This is a genomic window from Phycisphaeraceae bacterium, assembly GCA_019636555.1.
Classification (GTDB): domain Bacteria; phylum Planctomycetota; class Phycisphaerae; order Phycisphaerales; family UBA1924; genus JAFEBO01.
Map to the genome: position 1 here is coordinate 1,874,601 of JAHBXH010000001.1, position 25,021 is coordinate 1,899,621.

Annotated in this window: 22 protein-coding genes; 12 read left to right on the forward strand and 10 right to left on the reverse strand. The window is 62.5% G+C overall.

The window, feature by feature from the left end; genetic code table 11:
- Positions 1–240 precede the first annotated feature (240 nt).
- The 3 genes from KF691_07830 to KF691_07840 all read right to left on the reverse strand — a co-directional run bounded on the left by KF691_07830 (position 241) and on the right by KF691_07840 (position 2,888).
- On the reverse strand, positions 241–1,008 hold the full coding sequence (locus KF691_07830) for a hypothetical protein (GenBank protein ID MBX3389350.1): 768 nt from the start codon (positions 1,006–1,008) through the stop codon (positions 241–243).
- A gap of 155 nt (positions 1,009–1,163) precedes the next feature.
- Positions 1,164–2,504, reverse strand: coding sequence for a PD40 domain-containing protein (locus tag KF691_07835; GenBank protein ID MBX3389351.1), 1,341 nt, complete (start codon positions 2,502–2,504; stop codon positions 1,164–1,166).
- A gap of 141 nt (positions 2,505–2,645) precedes the next feature.
- Positions 2,646–2,888 carry a hypothetical protein gene (locus KF691_07840; protein MBX3389352.1) on the reverse strand — a complete coding sequence of 81 codons (243 nt, stop codon included), beginning with the start codon at positions 2,886–2,888 and terminating at the stop codon, positions 2,646–2,648.
- 151 nt (positions 2,889–3,039) lie between these two features.
- Between KF691_07840 and KF691_07845 the strand changes: the two genes are divergently transcribed.
- Together KF691_07845 and KF691_07850 are read left to right on the forward strand one after the other, a co-directional pair.
- The gene (locus tag KF691_07845) at positions 3,040–3,681 is read left to right on the forward strand and encodes a hypothetical protein (protein MBX3389353.1); all 642 of its coding nucleotides are present in this window, start codon (positions 3,040–3,042) and stop codon (positions 3,679–3,681) included.
- Between the two features lie 29 nt (positions 3,682–3,710).
- Positions 3,711–4,268 (forward strand): NADH-quinone oxidoreductase subunit C, encoded by a 558-nt coding sequence (locus KF691_07850; protein MBX3389354.1) that lies wholly within the window; start codon positions 3,711–3,713, stop codon positions 4,266–4,268.
- A 52-nt stretch (positions 4,269–4,320) separates the two neighbouring features.
- On the opposite strand, the gene KF691_07855 is transcribed toward KF691_07850, so the two are convergent.
- Together KF691_07855 and KF691_07860 are read right to left on the reverse strand one after the other, a co-directional pair.
- A complete protein-coding gene (locus tag KF691_07855) occupies positions 4,321–7,410 on the reverse strand; it encodes a hypothetical protein (protein MBX3389355.1) in 3,090 nt (1,029 codons plus the stop codon).
- A complete protein-coding gene (locus tag KF691_07860; GenBank protein MBX3389356.1) occupies positions 7,407–8,555 on the reverse strand; it encodes an SIS domain-containing protein in 1,149 nt (382 codons plus the stop codon). Before KF691_07860 ends, KF691_07855 begins: the two co-directional genes overlap by 4 nt.
- Before the next feature lie 107 nt (positions 8,556–8,662).
- On the opposite strand from KF691_07860, the gene KF691_07865 reads away from it, so the two are divergent.
- The gene (locus KF691_07865; GenBank protein MBX3389357.1) at positions 8,663–9,523 is read left to right on the forward strand and encodes a segregation/condensation protein A; all 861 of its coding nucleotides are present in this window, start codon (positions 8,663–8,665) and stop codon (positions 9,521–9,523) included.
- A 265-nt stretch (positions 9,524–9,788) separates the two neighbouring features.
- On the opposite strand, the gene KF691_07870 is transcribed toward KF691_07865, so the two are convergent.
- Together KF691_07870 and KF691_07875 are read right to left on the reverse strand one after the other, a co-directional pair.
- A complete protein-coding gene (locus KF691_07870; GenBank protein MBX3389358.1) occupies positions 9,789–9,935 on the reverse strand; it encodes a hypothetical protein in 147 nt (48 codons plus the stop codon).
- 255 nt (positions 9,936–10,190) lie between these two features.
- On the reverse strand, positions 10,191–11,528 hold the full coding sequence (locus tag KF691_07875) for a pyridoxal phosphate-dependent aminotransferase (GenBank protein ID MBX3389359.1): 1,338 nt from the start codon (positions 11,526–11,528) through the stop codon (positions 10,191–10,193).
- Positions 11,529–11,741: 213 nt separating this feature from the next.
- On the opposite strand from KF691_07875, the gene rpsO reads away from it, so the two are divergent.
- The 4 genes from rpsO (at position 11,742) to KF691_07895 (ending at position 15,920) form a co-directional block, all read left to right on the forward strand.
- Positions 11,742–12,011 (forward strand): 30S ribosomal protein S15, encoded by a 270-nt coding sequence (rpsO, locus tag KF691_07880; protein MBX3389360.1) that lies wholly within the window; start codon positions 11,742–11,744, stop codon positions 12,009–12,011.
- A 244-nt stretch (positions 12,012–12,255) separates the two neighbouring features.
- On the forward strand, positions 12,256–14,496 hold the full coding sequence (gene pnp / locus KF691_07885) for a polyribonucleotide nucleotidyltransferase (GenBank protein ID MBX3389361.1): 2,241 nt from the start codon (positions 12,256–12,258) through the stop codon (positions 14,494–14,496).
- A 232-nt stretch (positions 14,497–14,728) separates the two neighbouring features.
- Positions 14,729–15,028: a cold shock domain-containing protein gene (locus tag KF691_07890; protein MBX3389362.1), complete on the forward strand. Its 300-nt coding sequence runs from the start codon at positions 14,729–14,731 to the stop codon at positions 15,026–15,028.
- Between the two features lie 28 nt (positions 15,029–15,056).
- Positions 15,057–15,920 (forward strand): hypothetical protein, encoded by an 864-nt coding sequence (locus KF691_07895; GenBank protein ID MBX3389363.1) that lies wholly within the window; start codon positions 15,057–15,059, stop codon positions 15,918–15,920.
- Here the strand turns inward: KF691_07895 and KF691_07900 are convergent.
- Both KF691_07900 and KF691_07905 read right to left on the reverse strand, forming a co-directional pair.
- Complete coding sequence (locus KF691_07900; protein ID MBX3389364.1) at positions 15,895–17,148, reverse strand: aminotransferase class V-fold PLP-dependent enzyme; 1,254 nt, start codon at positions 17,146–17,148, stop codon at positions 15,895–15,897. The genes KF691_07895 and KF691_07900 overlap by 26 nt on opposite strands.
- Entirely contained in the window at positions 17,145–17,987 is an 843-nt protein-coding gene (locus tag KF691_07905) for a hypothetical protein (protein ID MBX3389365.1), read from the reverse strand. The genes KF691_07900 and KF691_07905 overlap by 4 nt, the downstream gene beginning before the upstream one ends.
- Positions 17,988–18,730: 743 nt before the next feature.
- Here KF691_07905 and KF691_07910 point away from each other — a divergent pair.
- From KF691_07910 to KF691_07930, 5 genes are all read left to right on the forward strand, one after another.
- Positions 18,731–19,600 carry a sugar phosphate isomerase/epimerase gene (locus KF691_07910; GenBank protein ID MBX3389366.1) on the forward strand — a complete coding sequence of 290 codons (870 nt, stop codon included), beginning with the start codon at positions 18,731–18,733 and terminating at the stop codon, positions 19,598–19,600.
- Between the two features lie 95 nt (positions 19,601–19,695).
- A complete protein-coding gene (gene queG, locus KF691_07915; protein ID MBX3389367.1) occupies positions 19,696–20,775 on the forward strand; it encodes a tRNA epoxyqueuosine(34) reductase QueG in 1,080 nt (359 codons plus the stop codon).
- A 1,238-nt stretch (positions 20,776–22,013) separates the two neighbouring features.
- The gene (locus KF691_07920; protein MBX3389368.1) at positions 22,014–22,985 is read left to right on the forward strand and encodes an MBL fold metallo-hydrolase; all 972 of its coding nucleotides are present in this window, start codon (positions 22,014–22,016) and stop codon (positions 22,983–22,985) included.
- 40 nt (positions 22,986–23,025) lie between these two features.
- Positions 23,026–23,784, forward strand: coding sequence for a hypothetical protein (locus tag KF691_07925; GenBank protein ID MBX3389369.1), 759 nt, complete (start codon positions 23,026–23,028; stop codon positions 23,782–23,784).
- Between the two features lie 29 nt (positions 23,785–23,813).
- Positions 23,814–24,215: a VOC family protein gene (locus KF691_07930; protein MBX3389370.1), complete on the forward strand. Its 402-nt coding sequence runs from the start codon at positions 23,814–23,816 to the stop codon at positions 24,213–24,215.
- A 70-nt stretch (positions 24,216–24,285) separates the two neighbouring features.
- Here KF691_07930 and KF691_07935 read toward each other — a convergent pair whose 3' ends face one another.
- Positions 24,286–25,020 carry a YebC/PmpR family DNA-binding transcriptional regulator gene (locus KF691_07935; GenBank protein ID MBX3389371.1) on the reverse strand — a complete coding sequence of 245 codons (735 nt, stop codon included), beginning with the start codon at positions 25,018–25,020 and terminating at the stop codon, positions 24,286–24,288.
- Position 25,021 lies beyond the last annotated feature (1 nt).

Consider the following 25,021-nt stretch of genomic DNA (forward strand, 5'->3'; position numbering starts at 1 on the left):
GCGGACTTGGCTCGGCGGATAACGCACGTCACGAGACGACGGCAGACCCCCGCGATCGCAGACCTTCAATCGGTTCTCGCCCCCTCTGGCTGAACGCCGTCGTTCCGGAAGGACGTAAGTCGTGGCGGACCAACACCTTTCACTTTGATTTATACGGACGGCCCCCCCGTGCCGGTTTCTCGGACCGCCGAGAATTGCGCAACTTAACGCCATGCTGAGCAAGCACTTGTGAGCGCAACTTCAATTGCGGGCTGCGCTTGCAGTCGATTTCTCGGACTTTACTGGTTCATTTTGTCTGGGTTTTGGATGGAGTCGAGCAAGGCGGAGCGTCTCGGCTTCCACCAGTTGATCCACCGTTCGAAATGCGGCGAATTCCGCGAAAAGGTCCGCGCTTCGCAAGTATCTCCGCCACCCGGCGGCTGACGAACGGTCCGCCCTTCCGTCGGCGTAATTGCGAACGTCCATCTGGACCGCTTGGTTCTTTCCGTCCAGCAGAAGCGATGCGGACGAGGTTGGCTCGCCGAGCACGGCCTCGGGCACCACTTCGGTGGGACTGCTCTGCACGGCTCGGGCATCGAGCTTTCCGGTTTGGAGATACGCGACACCATTCATTGCCGACGTGCGGGGCACCACCGTGAGCGCAAGCCCGATCCGCGGGTCGTACGGGTCGTATGCGGTGATGGCCCCGACGACCAAGGCGTCCACGCCAAGGGCCTCGGCGAGCCTGTTCGCGTCGGCCGGCGTTCGAACCATGGGCATTCGGATTGCACGCATCGTTTCAAGCGTTCGATTCATCGGGAGCGCACGCAGCCCGTGCACCTGTTCGATCGCCTCGACAATTTTGTCGCTCATCGACAGCGGATCGACGGTGGTCGTCGCGGATTCGTTTCGGAGCGGTGCGACCGCCCAGAGCAGCTCCCCCTGTGATTGGCTATACGGGCTGATCGAGAATCGCGGCGCATCGAGATCGGGCTTGGCCTGACAGCCGAGGAGCCCAAGGAAACACATGCAAACTGCGATGCTGAATCGACTTGCATTTGCGTTCATTCGCGGCACGGCACCCTCCGGGTTGCGCGTTCAAATCGGAAAAAAACGAGCGTCCGGAATCACCCGGACGCTCGCTCTTATCGGTTGAATCAGTCGGTTCGGGCGAATGGAGGTGCTCAGTGCTTTTGTTCCTCGGCGGAGGCCATTTCCTCGCTGCTGCGCGGGCTTGCCGCGGCGTGTTCGCTTGTGGGCTGAGCGTGAGGGGCCGAGGCCGACGCCGGCGGGACGAAGTTGCTGCAGGCGAGAACAGCGGATTGCGTGTCCATCGTCCAAACGTTGCCGCGGCCACCACGATCACTGAAAAACACGAGCCGGTTTCCGACTCCCCAGAACGGCATGAGCGCGACGGCGTTGCCGTCGGTGAGACGCACCTTGGCCGAACCGTCGGCGGCAACCATCCAGAGATCCGACTGAGTCGGGCGGGTCTGGTTGATCTCGACGCGGCCGGTCGGCGCCGGAACCTCGGCGTAGACGATGAATCGTCCATCCGGCGACCACGCCGGATTGATGAGGGCCGAGTCGTTGCTGGTCACGATCGCCATCGGGTTGCTTGTCGCACCGTCCTTGAAATCCATTGCCCAGACGCCGAAGGTGCGAGCGCCGCGCTCGCGCGGCAACTGGAAGAGAATGCGATCGCCTCCGGCGACTCCCGTTCCGGCTTTCGGACACCACTGCGGAAGCATGCCGTATCCGAGGAAGCTGCCCGAGCTCGGGTTCGATGCGTCCACCATCCACAGTTCCCAGCGACGTGAGATCTCGCCGAGGCGGCAGAAGACGATCTTGGTTCCGTCGGGCGACCACGAAGGATGCAGGTCGTGCGCCGCCGTCGCTGTGATCTGCACCGGCTTGCCACCGGTGATCGGCATCACATAGATGTTCCACGGGCCGGAACGGTTGCTGGCGAAAGCGATACGTTTGGCGTCCGGACTCACCGCGGGCATCGAATCGTCGGCGGGGTCGTTGGTGAGCTGCGTGATGACGCTGCCGTTCACTGGCTTCACGAAAATGTCGCTCGTCGCGCGGTGCTGTGTGCTGGCAAAGACAACTTGCGTGCCGTCCGGCGTCAGCGTCGGATCGAAGTCTTCGCCTTCCTGCGCGAAGGAGATCTGCGTCAGGCCGTCGGTGCTGACAGGTCCGGTCTCGGCGAAGCGCTCTCGACGCACCGAAGCGGAGTCGGGGACAAGCGGGCGATCGGATTCGGCGCGCCGCACAAACATCGGCATCGGCTCGCCTCCGAGGGCGGTCGGCTGAGATGCGACTGTCTGGTACGAAGTCGGCTGATTGACGAATCCCTGCTGCTCGGCCGCACCGTCGAACTGGTCGCGGGTGGGCAATGGGGCGGCAAATGCTGTGTCGTGCGAGCGCTCGTCGGTCGCGACGACCGAGGTGCTGCAGGCTGTGATTCCAACGGCGGTTCCGGCGAGGACAAGGCGCGCGAGGGAGGCGGAAAAACGCATGGTCGATCTCCTGGGCGAACGCAGCGGATGCCGCGGCGGTCACGGGGCTGATCGACCGGACGAATGAGTGAATTGAGTCCGAATAAACAACCGCCGCCAATTGGCCGTGGGTGGGGGCATCGGCGGGCAGCTCCTGCCGGTTCAGTCGGCCGCTTCGGCGAAAATGATTCCATGCCCTTCGACGGGCCTGGCCCAGACGGCGTCGCGTCCGCGCGGGCGCTGCGCGTGCAGGAGATGCTCCAGATACTCCTGCAATTCGCCCCTTCCGAATTGCTGCAGGTATGACGTTTTGGCGGTGGGGTTGATCTGGATGATCTGCTCAACCAGCTGCGGCATCGTGAAAGTTCCCAGCCGCTCGCTCTCGTACGTCATCTGTGCGACCATGACATATCTCCCGAACGTTTCGGCCAAGCTCCGTGGCGAAACAGTTCTCGTTGGTGATACGCCAGCTCCGCAAAGCGCTTGCCAGCGACTCACCGCCGGCATCTGAAGCATCGACGAACGCACTGCCGCGGCTTTGAACTACGCTGTCGCCGTGAGCTACTTCATTCTGGATTTGAATTCCCGCGAAATTCACGGCTTACAGATCGCTGACGTCTGGGCAGAGATTGCGCCCTTTTCCCTCGCGGACCTGGGGCGAGCACCCCACCAGAACGAAGTCTTGGCCTTGAACGGGGGCGCGAGGAGGCTCGTGATTCCCGCCGGAGAACTCGAAGGTGTTGAGAGCGGAGACGCGATCGAGCGCGCATTCCGCTCATGGGGAGGTGATGGAAAGGAGGTGCTCGACAGCGGCTTGCGCAGTGCGGTCGAACAATGCAATCAACGCGGGATCGAGTTGATTGTGTGGCCTCGACTCCACTCCATCGTGTCCGATATTCCCGGATTGCTCCGGGTCGCCCGCGCTCATGAAAACGTCGGAATCTTTCTCGAGCCCGCGGCACTCTTTCCCGCGAATGCCGGATTCCGAATCGATGACTTTGCGGCGAGACTAACCGAGGTTGCCGAAATGCAGTCGATTCGGGCGGTCTGTGTCGGATCGGATCCAGTCGCGGGATACGAAGAGAGCCAGGTGGAGGCGTGGATTCCTCTTCTCCATGTGGCCCGGAAACTTGAAAAGCCGATCGTGCTCCGGGGAGAAAAACCGGAGATGCTCGCTTCGGCCCTCAACTCTCGGTGAAACGGCTACCCTCCGGCAGAGGAAACCGCATGTCCAACGCCACGACGCTCGATCACCCGACCTTCAAGACACTCAAAGCGAGATTCCCCGGCAAGTCGTTCCGTGCGACGGAATTCCGCGGGCAATCGACGCTGATCGTCGGCGCGGCGGACCTGCACGAGGTGATGGCCTTTCTCAAGGCCGATCCGGAGTGCGATTACAACTTCCTTTCGGATGTCATCGGCATCGACTACCTGAACTATCCGACGGAGCAGCCCGGGCGGTTTGCGGTCGTGTACAACCTGCTGAGCCACGCGCACGACCACCGGTTCTTTGTCAAGGTGTATCTCAATCCGTCAATTCCAACCGATGGAATCGCGAACGATCCGGCTCTTGTGATTGACAGCGTGTGCGACCTCTGGCCCGGCGCTGAGTGGACCGAGCGCGAAGTCTTCGACATGTTCGGCATCCGCTTCAAGAACCACCCCGATCTGCGCCGGATTCTCACCTGGGAGGACTACCCGGCGCATCCGCTCCGCAAAGACTATCCGGTGCGCGGGCGTGGCGAGCGCGAGTCGTACAACATCGTCGATCGCACGTCGGCATAACGTGCGAGGCCCATGAGAGCCAATCGGGCTTTGGTTTGGATAAACGGGCTGCTTACCGCGGCGCGACGACGGTCGAAACCGACCGCACCTCAACGCGTCCCTTCGCGATATCCCACAGGATCGACTTCGCAGAAACCGGTGTCGGCGATTCCTGATCGATCAGCGTCACCATCGACCCATTGTCCGAACCGGCCATCGCGGTTCCGGCGAGCGCGTCGTAGTCGATGATCTGCCCGAGCAATTCCTTGGTGCCGCTCTTGAGACGGGCGTTGCCCTCGGCGATCGCGCGAGAGAGCTGGCCGCGGCCTTCCGAGAGCGCATCGGCCCCGGTTGGCCGGGCCTCTTCGAGCAGAGTCGCCGTGAGATGCTCGCAGTCGAGCTGGGTGATGAGCCGATCGACGGGGCGCTCATTGGTGAGACGCACATCTCCGTTCAGTTTCATCGTCTGTGTCGGCCGATTCATCGACATGGAGTCGCGCCAGGAGAAAAGGGTCTGGCCTTTGCCGGTCGCGCCCATATCGACGGGCGAACGTGCTGCATTCTCAGGCTTGTCGGAGTTGGCTTCGCGCCGATCGACGATCAGGATTCTGCCGCCGCCCGGCGCCGACAACGTGCCGCCGACGTTGTCGGCCTGGATCTCGCGCGATTCGAGATACAACAGCCGTTCGAGCTTGGGCATCTGCCCTTCGCCATCCATCGGAACCGCGCTCTCGTAGCGCCGGGATTCCACCTTTGCCAGCGACGCATCCGCACCACCGAAGGCGATCACACTGATGATGTCGCGCTTTGCATTCTGCGATTGTCCGCCCGCGTCGCCGGGCTTAGACGTGTTTCCGAGATCCTCGAGCGATGCGCGCCGCTCGCCACCCGGAGTCAGTTGAACGCGCACCCGATCCGCAGTGAGTGTGTCGCGTGTGCGATCATCGGGCATCGCCTCGGCAACCGCGCTGCCGCTCGCTTCGAGCAGCCCGGTTGAATCTTCGTACGTCATGCCTTCCGACCACTTGGCCGAAGCAACCTGACGGATACCCGCCGAGTTTGTCCCTTCGTGATGGAACGAACCCTCGCCCACGACTTCGAGCCTCGATGTTTCCCCTTCGAGCTTCATGCGCCGACCGCTGACGCTCGAATCGCCCTTGGCGAGCACGACGATCTCACCCGCCAGTTCCGCATTCTGCGTTGCGACATCCGCCGCGAGTTCGTCGCACCCGGCGCGAAGGCCGTCTTTCCCTTCGATCTGAACCTGCTCGCGGGCGGTGACGAGGGTCGCCGTTGTCTTTCCTTCGAGATCTGTGCCGAGTTGCGCGTCGAGTTGCTGGGCGCGAAGCGTCGACCCATTCGAACTCGCTTCGACATCGCCGCGTGCGAGGAGAACCTGTGCCGCGGGCTCCTTTTCAATCGCGCTCGGCGCCGCGAATCGGATCTCCACGGATTTGGCCATCAGAGTCCCGCCCTGTGCATCCGTCGCGCCCGCATTTCCCCGCAGGTTGACGCGCTGCAGCACCGGACGATCCGGGAACGCGGGGTCGAAATCCGCGGCAACGAGGTCCGCCTTGGCAACCGATTCCCCGCCTCGGGCTTCAACATCCCCCATGAACTTCGCGCTCAGGAGATTCTTCGGATCGCCCTTGGCGTCTAGCCCGAACAGCAGTTCTGCCGAATCCGACCAAGCGATCGAGCGATCGGCATTTGCCGCGAGATCTGTTGAGTCGATGTTCTCGAAGCGGCCCGTGCCGCGGAACGCCGCGATGCCGGATTGGAGATCCATGCGCGCGTCCGTCGCGATCACGCGTCCAGATTTTTCGGCTCGGAGCAGGACGCCGCCCGATTCCGAACTTGAGATGCGTGCCTCGCGAATGGTGTCGAGGTAGGTGACGGAGTCGCCGAGGCCCGAGACGCGCGCGCCTCGATCCGAAAACGTCACGTGCTTCGGTGCACCGGAGAACCGGACCGCCAGATCGTTCGATGCGAGAAGTTCATTTGCGGCAGAAAGCGGCCGAACTTCCAGTGGTCCTTTCCATACAACTTCGACGGGGTCGTCGTTTGATGCTCGGCTCGCGGTCGGAATCTGCTCCCGAGGCAATAGAGGCGATCCTTCCGGCTGCTGCATCGAAACACGCCGAACAAGCAGTTGGTCCGAGCTGCGATTCTGATGGAAAGCCGACTTCGCGCCGGCCGTCGATCGAATGGGCGATTGATTGTCGATCAGTCGCGCGAACACCTCGAGCGCATCACTCTCGATCTCACGCGCTCCCTGCGACGCATGCACACTCTGCTGCGCGGTAACCCTGTAAAGAGTCTCGCGGCGGCGCGGCGCGGTCTGCTCCGTTTGAGCGAGTGACGGACCACTCTGCTTACTCGGAGGTGGGGCGGCACGCTTCGCGAGATCCTCTCCCCGAGGAGTCCGCGGCTGCCACAGACTCGGAGTCTCGCGAGCTTTCGCCGGGTCGTACCGGAGATACTCGCTTGACTCCGCCGTCAAGAGTTCGAGGCGTTGCTCGGGGTCGTTGAAGAGTGCGCGAACGTTTTTCCCGGCGTACGAGATGCCGCTCCCGGTGACGAGAAGCCGCTCGGGAATCTGCAATTCACCGATCGCGCCATCGAATGCCATGTGCTCGCTCTTTGCTTCGAGCAGAGGCTTCTCGGTGTCCGGATCGATCTTGCGGCCGGCGGGTCCTTCAAAAAGGCGCACGATGACGTTGCCCTTGAAGTCACCGCGCTCGGGGAGCTGCTGACGGTTCGGTAGAAAAAGATCAGCCCGGTCGGCGCGAATCCAGACCACCCGCCCGTCGCGCGGGTACAGCCAACCCGAAGGAGTTTGCACCGAATATCGCTTCGCCTCGAGCGGCTGAATGGCGGGAAGTTTCAGTTCCGCGGCAAGCCGCCCCGGATCATTCCGATCAACCAGTTGCAGAGTGATGTCGGAGCCGTTGAGGTCCGTTTCCGCCGTTGGCGCGTTCCCGACGTCGGTCGGATTGACGGAATCCACGCTCGACTTGTTTGGCGCTCGCGCAACAAACCACAGCCCGCCCGCCGAGAGAAGTGCCACGCCGATCGCGAGCAGGAGCCCGTTGGTGCGGACGCTGCCGCGCGTGTGGCGGGGGTCGGGCTTCTCAGAGGTGTTGCGTTGGCGGCGCTTCAATCCTGCACCAGCCTCATCGCGACGAGATCCTGCACGTCGAGCAGCCCGATCGGTTCGCCCAGAGAGTTGATTACCGGGATCTCGTCGGCGCGGAACTCGCGGACAAGCCGCACGGCATCCCGAACGAGCGCCGTTTCCGGAAGACAGCGCGGGTCCTTCGTCATGACCTCCTTGATCGGGCGCTGCAATTCGGAGGGATCGCGAAGTATGAGGCGGCGCAGATCAGCATCGGTGAAGATGCCGCTGAGCCTTCCCGATTTCGGATCGCTGAGCACGATCGCTCCCGGCCTCCGCCCAATCTTCGAAGCCTCTTCGAGCGCCGACGCGACGGTGCGGTCGTCGGTCACGCGCGGCAGGCTCTTTCCCGCGACAAAGCGCAGCACCTCGGTCACCGGGCGCAGCAGATCGCCGAGCGTCCCGCCGGGGTGGCGCCGCTTGAAGTCTTCATCGGTGAAATTGCGCACCTTGGCGCTCACGACGGCGAGCGCATCGCCGAGCGCGAGCGTCGCCGTCGTCGACGAAGTCGGCGCCGCGAAGTCGGGTTCGCCCGCTTCCTGTTCGAGACCCAGGCCGAGCGTGACGGTCGCAAGCCGCTCAAGGCTCGAAACCTTGGCGTTCTCGCGCTCCGCGGCACGCCCCGTGATCTGCCCGCCCGATCCGGTGATCGCGATGATCGGGAGGCCGTCCTGCCTCAAAATGGAGGCAAGGTTGACCACTTCATCCGTTTCGCCGCTGAAGGAAATGCAGATAACCGTGTCGCACTTGCGGAAGCGCCCGAGATCGCCGTGGGCCGCCTCGGACGGATGCACGCTGTGCGACGGAATCCCCAGCGAAGCGAGCGTCGCCGAAACTTTGGCGCCGATCAGGCCCGATTTTCCAAGCCCCGTAATCAACACCGTTCCGCCGGATTCGGCACACTGAACAACCAACTCGACCGCTCGCTCGAAGGAGTCGCCAAGGGTCTCCGCGAGGCGTGCAACCGCCGCGGCCTCTGCCCGGAGAAGGCGCTTCCCGGCCTGCATCGCTTCGGGTGAAACCTTCGGGCCGCGCGGCGTTCCCTGTGGTCGCGCCAAGCAATCGGCCCCCGTTGATTTGGGCTCTGTCATTCGGACCGGCTTTGTCCCGGGAGCGGCCTTGGATGCCATCACTGAAGGGTAGTTCGGGGTTTGGCCGAAAGTGCGTACACTGCGAGCGGATCCAATCGCTTTTCGGGGCGGAGCCGCCGATTCTCGCGATTGCGCCGGAGGCACGGATGCTGACCGAAGACTATCGAGTACGGCTGGAGTCGTTCGAGGGGCCGCTCGATCTCCTGCTGTTCCTCATCCGCAAGAACGAAGTGGATGTCAACGACATCCCGATCGCACCGATCGCGGATCAGTACATCGCGTTTCTGCGCGACCTCGATCAGGACGGCACGCCCGTCGATATCGAAGTCGCCGGCGAGTTTCTCGTCATGGCGGCATCGCTGATGGAAATCAAGAGCCGCTGGCTGGCGCGCTCAAACGACCCGAATGCGCCGGTTTCGACCGATGACTCCGGCAGCGACGCCGGCGACCCGCGCGCAGATCTTGTGAAGCAACTGCTCGCGTACAAACAGTATCGCGACGCCGCGGACGCGCTCGAACTCAGGGGCAAGCAGTGGCAGGCGCGGTTTCCCGTTGGCGGCGCGGAAGAGGCTGCGAACACAGCCGACGAGCAAACGATCCAGAATGAAGTCGCAGCGCTCGACGTTGAAGACCTCGAGCTGACGGATCTGCTTGAGGCGTTCAAAAAGATTGTCGCGACCGTCAACTTCGAGCGGCTGGGCGATCACCAGGTTGTGTACGACGACACGCCGATCGAATTGCACGCCGCGGACATCGTGGATCGCATCAAGAGCGAAACGCTTGAGGTTTCCGGCGGAGCGCGCCCGAGGGTGACCTTCCGCACTCTGCTGACGAATCGCACCCGCAGCGAGATGATCGGCCTCTTCCTCGCCGTGCTCGATCTCGTGCGCCGGCGAGTGGTGGGGGTCGAGCAGGACAAGCAGAACTCAGAAATCACGCTGGTCCTGCGCGATCCGGATGAGACCCCCGTTGATGGCGCTGCGCCCCCGCAGCCCGCTTCGGAGTAATCGCGCACTCTGGAAAGAAGTCCCATCGGTCCAACGGGTCTTGTCGCTTTTCGCCTTTCGCCAGCGAAAACACCGCCCAGTCCTACGAGGAAAGGGCGGCGCTGAAGAACGAGACACGGTTGGGGACGCGAACGCTCCGTGTGGAAGCAATCCGGGCGCGACGCGCGCGGAACTGCGCGAACGCAGTACCGGCTTGCGCGGCACAAGTCGACGATTGGATTGAGGAGCGATCGGTCGGAGAAAGAAAGAGATTCAAGACTCGGGGTCACCGAGCCGCGATCAGACGATCGCCCAGCGTTACGCCGACCGAAACCGGCGTGCAGACCGTCGTCGTGAGACAAACGCGAAGCGTTTTCCTGATCACGCGAACCGATTGCAGACTTGCCGGATTCGATGTGAGACGGCGGAACACGGGACACCTCCACTTGCGCGAGAAACCTCCAGGAACGACCGTATCAGAAAATCCGCACCGAACGAGGCGCGGATGCCACCAGAGCAGTTTGAAGAGTCACCAACGCACCCACGAACCCAACGCTCTTCAGCGAAATGAGCCATTGCACATTCGCCCGCGCATGAAAACGGTTTCGCGGTTTCGAAAAAAACCCAAAGAAGAATGGGCCTCTCCGATCGATTCCGGCGCCGGTCGTTTGTACGTCCGCGTCGCAGCCTAGCGAAGCCCCGCGATGAACTTTTCAAGTCGGTCCACGCCCTTGTTGATCTGATCGATCGAACACGCGAACGAGATGCGCACGCAATTCTTCCCGCACCCGCCAAAATCTTCGCCGGGCACGAACGCGACGTGCTGCTCCGCGAGCAGCGCCTCGCAGAAGTCCATCGCGCTGTTGATCTTACGGCCCGCAGTTCCGTTGCCACCCGCACTGGTCTTGCCGAAGTGCGCTGAGACATCGGGGAAGGCGTAGAACGCGCCCGTCGGCTTCGGGCATTTGAATCCCTGGACTTTGATGAGCCGGGCGTAGATCGCCGCCGCACGATCGGCGAACGCGCGGCGCATGCTCTCGACTTCGTCGGCGGTCTTCGTGATCGCTGTACGGATCGCCGGATAGGTAAAGCTGGTGATGTTGGTCGTCATCTGTCCCTGCAGCACGCCCATCGCATCAATCAGCTTCTTGCCGAATGTGCCCGAGCCGCACGCGTACCCGATGCGCCAGCCCGTCATCGCGTAGGCCTTCGAAAGCCCGTTGATCGTGAGCGTGCGCTCCGCGATCTCCGGCACGCTGCCGATCGAGAAGTGCTCGATGCCCCCGTACACGATCTTTTCGTAAAGCTCGTCCGAGACGACGACGAGATTCGGCGCGGTGGTCTTCGCCGCTTCGGCAATGACCTGCGCGAGCGCCTTGAGCTCCGAAGGCGAGTACATCGTGCCGCACGGATTGCTCGGCGAGTTGATGAAGAAGGCGCGCGAGCGCGGGTTGATGACCTTCTTGAGTTGCTCAGGGGTGATCTTGAAATCGCTCGAAGCGTCGGTCTGGATTTCGGCGACTCTGCCGCCTGCGATCTCGATGATCGGGGCGTAGCTCACCCAGGCCGGCACCGGCAGGATCCCTTCTTGCGAGGGCTCGCCCGGCGCCGGGAAATCAAACAGACACTGGCAGGCGACATAGAGCGAGTGTTTGCCGCCGGCGCTGATCGCGATGTGATCGGAAGTGGTGGGGATGCCGTTCTCGGTGACGAGCTTTTCCGCGAGCACCTTGCGGGTCTCGGGGTCACCCAATGTCGGCATGTACTTCACCATGCCGGCATTCAGCGCCTGAATGGCGGCGTCTTTGACGACCTGAGGTGTGTCGAAGTCGGGTTCGCCCGCCGCGAAACTCAAAACATCGAGGCCCTGGGCCTTCATGGTCTTCGCGCGGTTCATAAAGGCCACGGTCACCGAGGGTTTAAGCTCGGCGACCCGCTTGGAAATCGAGAGTCCGGACGATCGACCCTGCGAGGCAGCAGACCCGGACGGCCCTGCGGACGCGGGATTGGCGGCGGCGGTAGACATGGCCGAAATGTACCCTTCGCAAGCCCGGCGTTTTCGCGCCTTAGGCAAAGATTTGATCAGATGGCCGGCGGATGGGGGCAGCAAACCGCTCGCAATCGGGTTTCGGTATGCTCTCCCGGGCTGGTTTTGGTCGGCGCCCCCTTTGATCGTTCTGTCCGCCGGGCCTAGCATTGGCACCCGAAAGAACTGTGAACGAAAGAAAGAAAAGAACTCATGGCACTGGTCGCTGAACGTCGCAAAAAAATCGTCTCAGACTACAAAACGCACGACAAGGACACCGGGTCTCCCCAAGTCCAGATCGCGATGCTGACCGAGAAGATCAAAGAAGTCTCGGATCACCTGAAATCGCACGACAAGGACCACCACAGCCGGCGCGGCTTGGTTCTGATGGTCGGTCGTCGAAACCGGCTCCTGCGTTATCTCGCGACGACGCAGCCCGAGGAATACCAGAAGCTCATCGCCCGATTGGGCCTCCGAAAGTAATCACCCGGCCCGGCGCTCGAAAGACCGCCGGGCCGTTTTCGTTTTCTAGCCCCTCCGGTCTCTCTCGGACGCGGCAGTGGGCAATCGGCAGCCCCGTTCCTCGCGGTTTCTGCCCATTGCCTTCTGCCACTCAACGGGAAGTCCGGGGGGCAAACAAGCCCAGGGTCGTTCGCTCACACGCCCGCATGCCAATGCATGTTGGAGGCGCGGTTGTGGCCGATCCGCAGAAGAAGGAACTCAATTCATGTCTCAGGCTGCTCACGCTTCCACAGGTCTTGCCGATCTGCCGGGTGCGGTCGTCGTCCGGAAGGAAATCGGCGGACGCGTCTTCACGCTCGAAACCGGCGTCGTCGGAAAGCTGGCCGGCGGCACCGTGCTCGCCACCTACGCCGGCACCACCGTCCTCGCCTCGGTCGTTCGCGCCAACCCGCGCGAAGGCATCGACTTCTTCCCGCTCACGGTCGACTACCGCGAGAAGACTCCCGCCGCCGGCAAGTTCCCGGGCGGCTTCAAGAAGCGCGAAGGCCCGCCGAGTGAGAAGGAAATTCTCACGATGCGCATGATCGACCGCCCGATCCGCCCGCTCTTCCCGGACGGATTCGTGGATGAAGTGCTCATCCAGTGCATGGTGCTCAGCCACGACACCGAGAACGACGCCGACGTCGTCGCGGGTGTCGCCGCGAGCGCCGCGCTTGCGATCAGCGATATCCCGTTCGAAGGACCGATCGCGACCGTCCGCGTCGGGCGCATCCATACCGACAACGGGCCGCAGTTCGTCGTCAACCCGACGGTGAGCCAGCTCGACTACTCCGATCTTGATCTCGTGCTCTCCGGCCACAAAGACGGCCTGAACATGATCGAAGTCGGCGCCGCCGAGGTCGATGAATCGAGCATGATCGAGGCGATCCGCTTCGGACAGCAGAACATCAACGACGTGCTCGGTCTCATCAACGAGCTCGCCGGTAAAGTCGGCAAGCCCAAGAAGGGCGGCGAACTCTTCCTTCCGACGTCGGAAATCACCGAGAAGGTGCGTTCTATCGCCGAGAAGGAAATGACCGCGGCACGCCAGATCAACAGCAAGGCGGAGCGCAACGCCAAGGTGGACGAGCTGCGCAAGACCGTTCTCGATGGCAGCTTCCCGCTGTACACCGAGGGCAACTATGGCGAGTACAGCACGAGCCTGAAGAACCGCATTCTCGCGAAGGAAGCGTTCCGCCGGCTCGAAGAGAAGGTCACCCGCCGTCTGATCGTCGAAAAGCAGATCCGCGCCGACGGCCGCAAAGCGACGCAGCTGCGCCCGATCACCGGCGCTGTCGGTGTGCTGCAGCGCACCCACGGCTCGGCCCTCTTCCAGCGCGGCGAGACGCAGAGCATCATCAGTGTCACGCTCGGCACCGGAAAAGACGAGCAGATCGTCGATGGCCTCATTCCCGAATACAGCAAGAAGTTCATGCTTCACTACAACTTCCCGCCGTTTTCGACGGGTGAAGTGAAGCGCCTGAGCGCTCCCGGCCGGCGCGAAATCGGCCACGGCGCACTCGCCGAGCGCTCGCTCATGGGCGTCATCCCGGGCCCCGACGAGTTCCCCTACACGATCCGCGTCGTCAGCGACATCACCGAGTCCAACGGCTCGTCGTCGATGGCGTCGGTCTGCGGCGGGTGTCTCGCACTGATGGACGCCGGCGTGCCGCTCAAGGCGACCGTCGCGGGCATCAGCGTCGGGCGCTTCAGCGACGACAACGATCAGAACGAACTCTTCGTGACCGACATCATCGGCGAAGAAGACTTCTTCGGCGACATGGATTTCAAGGTCAGCGGCACGCGCGAAGGGATCACCGGCATCCAGCTCGATCTCAAGGCCCGCGGCCTCGTCGTCTCGCAGATCGAAAAGATTCTCCAGCAGGCCAAACAGGGCCGGCTCGAGATCATCGACATCATGGAGCGAGTCATCGCCAAGCCGCGTGCGGATATTTCGCCCCTCGCGCCGCGCATGATCACGCTGCGCATCGATCCGGAGAAGATCGGCAAGCTGATCGGACCCGGCGGCAAGACCATCCGCGGCCTGCAGGATCGCTACGGCATCACCATCGATGTCGACGACGACGGCACCGTCCAGCTCGCCGGCAACGACGGCCCCTCCATCGAGGGAGCGCGCACCGAAATCGAAGCACTCTGCGAAGAGGTCAAGGTCGGCGCTGTGTACACCGGCAAGGTCGTCAGCGTGAAGGACTTCGGCGCGTTCGTCGAACTCGCGCCCGGAACCGACGGCATGTGCCACATTTCCGAACTGGCGGAGGGTTACGTGAAGAGCGTGACCGACGTCGTCAAGGTCGGGGACACTGTAAAGGTGAAGGTCATCCTGGTGGACGATCAGGGTCGCATCAAGCTCAGCCGCAAGGCTGTCTTGGTGGAAGAAGCCAAGAAAAACGCTCCCGCGGCGGCTCCGGCGGCGGATTCCGCAGCTTCTGCGCCCCAGCCCGTTTAATTACCAACCAGCGGGTCATCGCCTCGGTTGACAGCCAATACGCGTCTGATAAGCTGCCGTGGGCAGAAGGGGCGTCAACCCCGGCTGTTCTCGGCTGCGCAGGAGGCGACGGCTCGATGGAGTGCGGGCTCGCGGAGTGGAATGGGGGGATCGGAGATCGGGAGTCGAACTCCCGGTGGTTTCCGAGGCGCTCGGACTTTCGGGCCGAGCGCGATTGAACAAGGGGCCGGCGATGACCGAGGGCACGGGTGGCACAGGCGCAACCCAATTGACCAATGTTGAGGGCTTGGTGAAGTGGTTTGACCCTCGAAAGGGCTTTGGCTTTATTGTCGGGCCCGAAGGTCAGGACATTTTCGCGCATTACAGCGTCATCCAAGGCGACGGATTTCGCGTGTTGAAAGACGGATCGCAAGTGATCTATGACGCGCAGAAAACGGACAAGGGATGGAAAGCCACCCGAGTGATGCGACCACCCGATGGTCCTGAGGTGGTCGTTCCCCGTCGTGGGTACACGCGTTCGCCGCGGCGCTGACCGCCCGCGCAAGTTCTAAACTCGACGCGTGTCCGGGACTTCCATGCTGCTGCTTGGGTTGGCGATCGGTGTTCTTGGCGCCGGTGTGGCGGCATTCTGGGCGTTCAAACGGCAGTCGGCAAAGATTCGCTCTGCCGAAAGGCGGGCGCGATCGGTCGAGCGTCTCGCGGAACTCGGCGCGATGACCGGCGGGCTGGCGCATGAAATCAAGAACCCGCTTTCAACGATCGGGCTCAATGCGCAGCTCCTAAGCGAGGGCGTGGAGGAACTCGCGATTGCCGGTGAAGAAAAAGGGCGTCTGGTTCGCCGCGTGCAATCCCTCCGGCGCGAGGTCGAGCGGTTGCGCGGCATCCTCACGGATTTTCTTCAATTTGCCGGCGAGCTCCGTCTCGATCGCAAGCCCGCTGACCTGAACATCGCCGTCGAAGAACTGGTGGACTTTTTCCTGCCCCAGGCCGAAAAGAGCGGCGTGCGCCTGCGATCCGATCTTTCGTCGGGCCCGCTTTACGCCGACGTGGACACGGCCCATCTCAAGCAGGCGGTTCTGAATCTGTTGCTGAATGCCGCGCAGGCGATGTCCACCGAAACCGCCAACACGGATCGTCCCCGAGAACTCATCGTGCGAACGGTGCGATCGATGGATGCGGAACGCCAGGCCGTGGCACAGATCCATGTCATCGACACCGGTCCGGGCATGAGCGCCGAGACCATCGAGAAGATTTTCCAGCCGTATTTCACGACCAAATCCGGGGGGACGGGCCTCGGGCTCCCGACGGCGCGCAGGATCGTCGAAGCGCACGATGGCCGGCTCGAGGTGCACAGCGAGCCGGGGCGCGGCACCGACTTCTCGCTCACGCTCCCGATGGCTACCGCGCCAGCACCTTCGCGATGATCGCTGAGGCCCGCGTCATTTCTTCGTTTGTTGTCACAACGTCGGGGCAAAGCCGGAGATGTCCGAGCCGCGCATCGACGTTGACGCCGGCGCCTTTGATCTCGCCGCACGCCCTCGGGGCTGCCCGATTTGGAATGAGAAGAAACGCACCCGCGAGTCGAGGATCGGGATCGCCCCGATACGACGCGACGCCGGAGTTGTTGAGCAGCCGCGAGAGCGTTTCCAACTGCGCGAGCGAATATTTTCGCAGCCGTTCCACCCCGATCGCGAGAACGAGCTGCAGACCCGAGCGTGCCTGAAACAGCGGCAGCGGGGCGGGCGTCGCTTCGAGCCACGCATCGCCGCCATCTGCGAATTGCGGGATATCGGGCCGCTCAAAACCGAACGTGTCGCGCTTGGCGAACCAGCCGGTGTCGAGCGTGCACAGGCGCGGATTGTCGAGATGACGTGGATGGATCGCCAGCCATGCCGCGCCGGGCCCGCCACGCGTGTACTTGTACGAGCCGCCGATCGCAAAGTCGGCGTCAAGTTTTTCGAATTCGACCGGGATCACCCCCGCGCTGTGGAACGCATCGAGCAGAACGAGCGCCCCCTTCGCATGGGCCGCGCCGATGATCTCTTCGATCCGATCGAGCCGCTGCCCCGTGGCGTAGTAGATGTGCGAAATCACGACAAGGTCGGGCGATTCCGATCGAATCGCGTCGAGGATCAGGTCCGCGTCGATCTTCGGCGGACGATCTGGTTCCGTCCGCGCTTCCACCCATCGGACTGGTGCGCGACCCCGCATGTCGTAAGTCTTGAGAATGAAGTCGATCGAATCGAATTCGCCGCGCGTCGCGATCACCCGCGGCTTTTCGGTCGGCAGCGCGTTGAGCACCGCGCGCAATCCCTGGCCCGCGCTCGTCTTCGGCACGACCGCGTCTGCCCGATGCAAGCCGATCAGGCACGCGATATTGTGCCTGAACGTTGTCATCTCCTTCATCCAGACATCCCACGCGCCGTCCATATCCGCGTACCACGCGTCGAGCGCCTCGCGGACATCTTCGGCAAGCAGGTCGAGCGGCCTTCCCAAACTGTGGTTCGCCAGGTAGATCTCGGTGCGTCGGCGGACGCGCGAAAACAGCGGCGCGATGCAGGATTGCAGGCCCGCTTCCGTCAGGTCGGCACTCCCAAGCGGTTCGGCCGCGCTGCGAATCCGCTCGCCGATGATCGGGGCGAGGCTGCTCACGACGGGTGCACCTCCGGCCCGACGGCGGTGCGCACATCCCAGAGTTCGGGAAAAAGAGGCCGATCGAAGATGTTGCGGAGATAAGCGGCGCCCGCCGTGCCGCCGGTCCCGCGCTTCATGCCGATCACACGCTGCACCACTTTGAGATGGCGATAGCGCCAGAGCATCGCGGCTTCATCGATGTCCACAAGCTTTTCGCACATCTCGTACGCATCCCAGCACTTGTGCGGGTCGTCGTAGATCTGCTTGAACACTGCGAGAACTCCCTCGTCCGGTTCGTGCTGCTTTGTAAGGTCGCGGGAAAGCACCCCCGGCGGGATCGCCATGCCGCGCCGGGCGAGGTGTCGCAGAAACTCGTCGTACAAACTCGGCGCACGCAGTGCTGCTTCCAACGCTCCGAAGATTTGGGGCTCGTGCCGGAACACTTCCAGAAAACGCGCTTCACGATTCCCCAGCAGGTACTCGATCATCCGGTTCTGGTGCGACTGAATGCCGCTCGCGGGGCCGAGCACGTGGCGGAATTGAACATATTCGGTGGGGGTGAGGGTCGCCAAAACGCTCCACTGTCCGAGCAACTGCTGCTGGATGTGCTTGACCCGCGCCAGAATCTTGAAACTCGGTTCGAGTTGATCCGCCGCGACCATCGCCATCGCGGCCCTGAGTTCATGAATGACCAGCTTGAACCACAGCTCGGTCGTCTGGTGCTGGATGATGAAGAGCATCTCGTCGTGATGCTGGGGCGAACTGAGCGGACGCTGCGCGCTCAAGAGTTCTCGAAGGCTCAGGTAGGTTGAATAGTCGAGTTTTCCGTGCAGATCGGTGACGAGCCCCGACGTCACGCCGGGTTGATTTGAAGATTGGATTGGGTGTCGGGGAGATTGAGAGTTCACGCCCGAAGTGTGGCAACCCGCCCCGGCTTCAGCAAGCGGGAATCTTCGGCCGCGCTCAACTTGTTCGAAAATCGTCCGAGGTCTATTGCCGCGAATCGTCAGTTTCCGGTTTGACGACGGCGAGGGGGACGACCGCGGTCGCGCCAGCCAGATTGCCGCGCAAAACATCGTTTCGTTGTGCGAGGGTCGTGCCGTCGCCCTCGCTTGTCGGAGCGACTTCGATGGACCGCGTCATCAGATACTCGGCCCGTGGCGAGGACGAGCAACCCACCGCCGCGAAAGCGGTTGCTCCCGTGATCAGCCAGCAGCACGCGAAACGAAAGCGGCGCTCAACGCCAAGAAGTGAGGGTCTGTTGGGCACCAAGTGGGGGCATCGTACCGACGAGTTGGTCAGGTCGCCACTGCAGTTCTCGGACTTTATAGTGATTCCGTGTTCTTGACGATTCACAAGCCTTGAGTTCGACATGGAAAGGCTGCTCCGGTTCCCCCGCCCGATTCCCAGCAGGCCCGCCACGGAGCGCCCACGAGCAGCGTTCCGTTCGAAAGGAATCGACCTTTGGCTGATTCTCCGTCGATGAAATCGGGCAAGTTATCGATCACTAGCCCGCCTGATCGCATAATGTCCGGTGCGTGGACTTCCCAGATGGTCAATCCCACGGGGGCTTGGCCTACTGGGTTCGAAGAGGACCTTGATGAAACTCGCATTCAGCACAGTCGCCTGCCCGGAATGGACCTTGGACCGGGTTGCCCAGTTCGCGCAGCAAGCCGGATATCAGGGTGTCGAATTGAGGACCTTCGGAAGCGGATCGACGGAATTTGCCTGCGATCCTGCGCTCACCGATCCTGCGAAGACTCGGCGCATTTTCGCGCCGACCGGTTGCGAAGTTGCATGTGTCGCAACCTCGGCTCGCTACGACGACGCCATCACGCCCCCCTTGGTTGGTCACGTGCTCGGCGGCACTCCGCGTGGGGTTATCGACACAGCCTGGGCGGTCGATCTTGCCGCCCGCCTCGAGGCGCCATTGGTGCGGGTGTTCGCGTACCAGATTCCCGCCAGCGAGTCACGATCCAGCGGCATCGCGCGAATCGTTGAACGGCTCGAACTTGCTGTCGCAACCGCACGCAATACCGGCGTCCGGCTTGCGATCGAAAACGGCGGTTCGTTCGCCACCGCAGCGTCGCTGAGCGAATTGTTCGATCGCGTGAGCAATCCACTTCTCGGTGCGGCCTATTCGCCTGCAGTCGCCGCACTTTCCGGTGAGAATGTCGAAGGCGGCATCAACGTTCTCGGCGATCGCCTTTTTTCCGTCAAACTCAAGGACTATTCCGACGGCAAGCCCCGGGCACTCGGCGGCGGAGATGCCAACGCGGTCGCGACTGTTCGGGCGTTGGCAACCAGCGGGTTTGCCGGGTGGGTTGTGTATGAATACGACCGCGCCTGGTTCAAGATCCCCGGTGACCCGTCCGATGTGCTCACGCGGAGCGCTCAGAAATACTTCGAGTGGGTCGGCAAGTCGGCAGCGCCCGATGGCACCGCCCGCGGCGTGCTGAACGTGCGCTAGCCTGGACTGGATTCCCTGACTCAGCAGGTAGAAACACCGCCCGCCCGTGAATCGGTGGACGCGTCCGCGCCCTGCTCCGCTAGCCTTGCTTTCGATTGATCCGCGAATCCGACATCCAGGCCGCCTGCCGCGCCCTCGGCTTTGCGCTAACGGGAGTTTGCGATCTGCGTTCGAGCGCGCACGCGGATGAGTTTCATGCCTGGCTTCGCGCGGGAAAGCACGGAACGATGGAGTATCTCGCGCGGAACACGGAGATGCGGGATGACCCCGCGCTCTTGCTTTCCGGAGCGCGCTCGGCGATCCTGGTTGCGGATCTTTACCACACGCGGCGTGAAAAGGGTCCCGAACAGGCGACCCCGGCGTCACCAACGGCGGGAATGATCGCTCGCTATGCGCGGGGGCGCGACTACCACAAGGTCATGAAAAAGAGGTTGCACGAGTTGTGCGACAGCCTTCGCGCGCGGCAAGAAACCGCCGAATTCCGCGCGTTCGTCGATACCGCTCCGCTGATGGAGCGCGAGATCGCGAATCTCGCCGGCCTGGGCTGGATCGGCAAGCACACGCTCCTCATCCACCCGCGCATCGGCAGCTACTTCTTCCTCGGGGGCATTCTCACTACGCTCGAGATTGATTCGGCGCCCGCGCCGTTGACCGATCACTGCGGCACGTGCACGCGCTGCATCGACGCCTGCCCGACGCAAGCGATCACGCCCTACAGCGTCGATGCCTCGCGCTGCATCAGCTATCTCACGATCGAAAATCGCAAAGTTATCGACGAGCGATTTCACGACGCGATCGGGAACTGGCTGTACGGCTGCGATATCTGCCAGGAAGTCTGTCCGCACAATTCGAGTCGTCCATCCGAAGTCGGTGTGGGCGAGCGCAATCCCGAGTACGCCCCGCGCCGCGACTTCTTTGATGTTCTCGAAGTCTTAGCGTGGACCAGCGAAGACCGCGCGAATGCTGTGGCCGGTTCTGCGATGACACGGGCCACGCTGGAAATGTTCAAGCGCAACGCCGTGATCGTCGCGGCGAATTCGATCAGGAGCGGATGCCCGGAACCTCATCGTTCCGCGATTCTCGCACGCCTGACAGAGCTGGCGTCGGATCGGTCTGAATCGCCTCAACTCGCGGCTCTCGCGGCGGCGAAGCTTGGCTCGTTGCCTTTGAAATAAGCAGCCGCGCGGCGAGAACGACGAGGAGACCCGGCGCGAGCCACCATTCCTGCTTTTCGAGAAAGCCCATCCAGAACATCGGTGCCGCGATCGCGCAGGCGCCGAGCCAAAGCGCGTAGTGCAACGACGTGGGCCTTCGATCGGTATTCCGTAACGGAATCATGACCAGCCACACGTACGCGGGAAAGAACAATCCATACGCCGAGAGGAAGATCAGATAGCCCTTCTCGAATCCTGGCGCGATGTTCTCGTGGATTTCGAATTGGAACAGCGCGGTCATTCCGGAAATGAGGGCGATTACGCCGAGCGCAGCGATAGAGCCACCGATCTTCACCCTATCCGCTGCGCTGCTGGATCGCACGATCTCCCGCAAATGCAATCCGCATGTGAACCCGGATTGCACGAGCATGTGCAACACGATCGCGGTCAGGACGCGCGACGCCGCGAGGCTGTTGCCCAGCAGCAGTCCGGAATAGACGAGCGTGAACAGGATCATCGCCAGAAAGAAGACGCCGAACCCGAGTGTGAAGGCGAGGCGCGCGCCCCGGGTGGTCGTTGCCTGTCGCGCTCGATGAAAAGTCGCGTCGAGATAAGGGCAGAGCAAGAACCCGAAGGTGCAAACCGGCGCAAGCCAGGCGATGGCCGGGATACCCGCGAATTCGCGTGCCGCGGGCCTCGGAATGCTGACTTGGATTCCCGCCAAGAGTGAAAACGCGATGATCGCGACGCTCATGCCATACGGAACAAGGGCTTCCGACGGGGCGTCCGCGCGGAGCCCCGAAAAAAGCGCGAGCGAAAAAATCCCGACCGCCAGCCACGGCCACCAATTTCCCAAGACCCATCCGCAGTGCGTGAGATACCACACAAACCAGATGTGAAAACCGATGGTGACTACCGAGAAAGCTCGCACCAGGGTCAGGTTCTTTGCCACACACTTCCGGCTCGTCTCCGCGGTGCCGATCACCCATCCCATCGCGGCCGCTCCGACGACATTGGGAACCGCGAAAACGACGAATCCCCAGAGTCCGTAGTCGCGCACCATCAGCACCGGAAGAAACATGCCGATGCACCAGGTCCACGAGACCGCCAGAAAAACCGCCCAGATCACCGCGGCACCGGGACCAGATTTCTTCATCGAATCGGACATCGGCGCGAGTGTAGTGTGCCGACGCGCGCGTCGGGCTCGGGAAAGCGACCGCGCACCGGTTTGGAGCCGCGAACCGGCTTACCCTCGCACCATGACCGTGACGTACCGATGGAGACTCCTGCGCGCAGCCAAGTTCAGGCTCGACGGCGGCTCGATGTTCGGCTTGGTTCCCCGCGTAGTCTGGAATAAAGCGGTTCCGACCGATGACCGCGGAAGAATCGATGTCCAGCACAACTGTCTGTTGCTCGAGCGTGCAGCCGCTGCCCCGGACGATCCACCCGGCCCCAAGCTCGTTCTGATCGAGGTCGGCAGCGGCAACAAACTCGACGCCAAGAGCCGAGACATATTCGCTCTCGAAGATCGCTCCATTCTGGATGCGCTGCAGGAAGTCAACTGCCGCCCCGAGGACATCGGCGCGGTGATCGTGTCGCACCTGCATTTCGATCACGCGGGGGGATTGACGCGTCTGCCGCGACAGGGCGAAAAAGTGTCGAGCGAACTCAACGCCGTTTCATCCTTTCCGAATGCGGAAATTTACACGCAGCTTCGCGAGTGGAACGATGCGATGGCCAACACAAGCGTGATGACGCGGACCTATTTTCGCGATCACCTGCTTCCCGTCGAAGATCAGATGCACTTGATCGACTCCGCCCGCCCGTTCGCAACCGGATACACACCGACGCGTGACGAAATACCACGAGCGCCAGCGCTGCAGCGAATCACTTCGCTACACGGTCTCAAGGATGCAAATGGGGTACCCGGTATCGGGGTGCTGCTCGTTCCGGGCCACACCTGGGGACAGCAAGCGATCATTTTCCACGACGACAAGGGCCGCACCGTTGTTTTTACACCGGATGTCATGCCCACGATCCATCACGTGGGTGCGGCATACAGCCTTGCCTACGACGTTGAGCCATACACCAGCATGATTTCGCGACACTGGTTTCTCGAAGCCGCGGCCGAGAACCAGTGGCTGCTCGTTCTCGACCATGAGCCGGGGAATCCGGTTCAGCGAGTCCGCCGGAAAGACCTCTGGTACGAGCTGCAGCCGGATGGTGCGTGAACTGACGTGGCGGGGCGTTCGTCTACAATCGAACCGCCGAATGCCTGCCGCATCCTCCGCACATGATCAGCCCGAGGTCCGCGAGCCCAAGCCCGCTCAGGATGCGGAAGTGGTCGAATTGGAGATTGCCGAATCGGATGTGACCGGGGGCGACGGCACAGCAGGCGAACAGGACGGAACCGAGGCCGCCGAAGTTGCCGGCTCGCGCCTTACGTTTTCTGAGCGCATCGAAGAGTTCATCGGGCGACTCTCAACTCGGAACAACTTCTGGCATCGCGTCTGCTCGCTGATTTGGCTGCCGTATGCCTTCAAGAGCGGCATCCGCATGAAGCGGGTCGACTCCGACACGTTCACGGCCGAGTTGCCTTTCCGGCGTTTTAACAAGAACTGGTACAACGCGATGGCGGGCGCGGCTCTGCTGGCCAACAGCGAGATCGCGGGCGGGATGTACATCTTCGGCATCACCGGCGGAGAGTTCACGATCGTGTGCAAGGAACTGACCTACCGGTTCCTCCGCCCGTGCTACGGTCCGGCGCTGTATCACGTCGTCCCGCGCGAGGATCTGAAGGCACTGGTTGCTTCGGGGCGAGAGTTCAATGTCACGCTGGAACTCGAGATCGTGCAGCAGGCGGTGATCCCGCAGGCGATTGGGGACCGGTCGAAGGACAAGCGCTCGCTTGTGTCCCGGATGGCGGCACGGCAGCGCAAGGTGGGTAAGTGCGAGGCGACGTTCCACGTGACGCCGTACATGCACAACAAGTCGAAGCGGGGGAGTTCGAGGAACGTTGGGAAGCGATAGCTGGGGCGCTTCCGGAGAGGAGCCGCGAGATGGAAGGACGGCGACCCGCCAATCACTCCGTGCCGCCCGTCATCGAGGCCGTGCATCCGGTGCTTCCCTGCCGGGAGGTCGCCAAGTCGATTGCATTTTATGAAGCGCTGGGGTTTCGATCATCCTGGCAGGATCTGCCAGTGGATCCGAAGTACGGCACGATCCGGCGTGACGCTGCTGAACTTCATCTGCAATGGGCCGATCCGTCGCAGTGGGGTCACACGGGCGATCGACCGGTCTTTCGCTTCCTCGTGCGCGATTTGGACGCGCTGTTTCGTGAATTCAGTGCTCGTTCCGAAATCACGGACATCAAGCCTCCGTTCGACTCCTCGTGGGGCACGCGTGAATTGCACGTGCGCGACCCGGACGGCAACGGGCTCCAGTTCTACTGGCCGCGATAGATTCGAGGGTCAACGGACTGGCGTTCGGTGACCGGACGCGGCGAGCGCGTCGCGATCTGATCCGGCGCGATTACCCCGCGTTGGTGTACACCTTCTGCACATCGTCGAGTTCCTCGATCGCGTCGATCAGCTCGCTCAACTTGTCCGCATGCTCGCCCGCAACTTCGACCGTGTCGGCCGGCACCATCGCGATCTCGGCCTCGGCGATCGAGACGCCATCGCCCCGTTTCTCGATCGCGTCCTTCACACTCTGAAACGCGCCGACGGCGCACAGAATGGCCCACGGTTCTTCCGCGGGGACTTCGGGCGTGACAACATCGTCCGCGCCCGCTTCGATCGCCAATTCCATCATCGCGTCTTCTGTCCATGCCGGCGCATTGACGAGCACGCGCCCCTTGGGCTGGAACATGTACGCGACGCATCCGTTGTTGCCGAGATTTCCATTGTGATTGCCGAAGGCAAGGCGAAGGTCGCCGACTGTACGTGTCCGGTTGTCGGTCAGCGTATCGACGATGATGGCCACGCCTCCGGGGCCGTAGCCCTCGTAGCGCACCGGCTCATAGTTCTCCCCGCCCGCGCCGCCGGCGCCCTTCTGGATGGCGCGCTCGATCGTGTCGCGCGGCATGTTGGCGTACCGCGCCTCGTCGATCGCGTAACGCAGCGCAAGGTTCGATTCCGGATCGGGTCCGCCGTTCTTCGCCGCGACGATGATCGCCTTCGAAACCTTCGTCCACACCTTCCCGCGCCGCTTGTCAACCACGGCCTTGCGGTGCTTGATCTTGCTCCACTTGTTGTGTCCGGCCATC

What these genes read in the sequence shown, in the direction of transcription:
- KF691_07830 (MBX3389350.1), bottom strand. Translation starts at nt 1,008, where the DNA reads ATGTGTTTCCTTGGGCTCCTCGGCTGTCAGGCCAAGCCCGATCTCGAT.
- KF691_07835 (MBX3389351.1), bottom strand. Translation starts at nt 2,504, where the DNA reads ATGCGTTTTTCCGCCTCCCTCGCGCGCCTTGTCCTCGCCGGAACCGCC.
- KF691_07840 (MBX3389352.1), bottom strand. Translation starts at nt 2,888, where the DNA reads ATGGTCGCACAGATGACGTACGAGAGCGAGCGGCTGGGAACTTTCACG.
- KF691_07850 (MBX3389354.1), top strand. Translation starts at nt 3,711, where the DNA reads ATGTCCAACGCCACGACGCTCGATCACCCGACCTTCAAGACACTCAAA.
- KF691_07860 (MBX3389356.1), bottom strand. Translation starts at nt 8,555, where the DNA reads ATGGCATCCAAGGCCGCTCCCGGGACAAAGCCGGTCCGAATGACAGAG.
- KF691_07865 (MBX3389357.1), top strand. Translation starts at nt 8,663, where the DNA reads ATGCTGACCGAAGACTATCGAGTACGGCTGGAGTCGTTCGAGGGGCCG.
- KF691_07875 (MBX3389359.1), bottom strand. Translation starts at nt 11,528, where the DNA reads ATGTCTACCGCCGCCGCCAATCCCGCGTCCGCAGGGCCGTCCGGGTCT.
- rpsO (MBX3389360.1), top strand. Translation starts at nt 11,742, where the DNA reads ATGGCACTGGTCGCTGAACGTCGCAAAAAAATCGTCTCAGACTACAAA.
- pnp (MBX3389361.1), top strand. Translation starts at nt 12,256, where the DNA reads ATGTCTCAGGCTGCTCACGCTTCCACAGGTCTTGCCGATCTGCCGGGT.
- KF691_07890 (MBX3389362.1), top strand. Translation starts at nt 14,729, where the DNA reads ATGACCGAGGGCACGGGTGGCACAGGCGCAACCCAATTGACCAATGTT.
- KF691_07910 (MBX3389366.1), top strand. Translation starts at nt 18,731, where the DNA reads ATGAAACTCGCATTCAGCACAGTCGCCTGCCCGGAATGGACCTTGGAC.
- KF691_07920 (MBX3389368.1), top strand. Translation starts at nt 22,014, where the DNA reads ATGACCGTGACGTACCGATGGAGACTCCTGCGCGCAGCCAAGTTCAGG.
- KF691_07925 (MBX3389369.1), top strand. Translation starts at nt 23,026, where the DNA reads ATGCCTGCCGCATCCTCCGCACATGATCAGCCCGAGGTCCGCGAGCCC.
- KF691_07930 (MBX3389370.1), top strand. Translation starts at nt 23,814, where the DNA reads ATGGAAGGACGGCGACCCGCCAATCACTCCGTGCCGCCCGTCATCGAG.
- KF691_07935 (MBX3389371.1), bottom strand. Translation starts at nt 25,020, where the DNA reads ATGGCCGGACACAACAAGTGGAGCAAGATCAAGCACCGCAAGGCCGTG.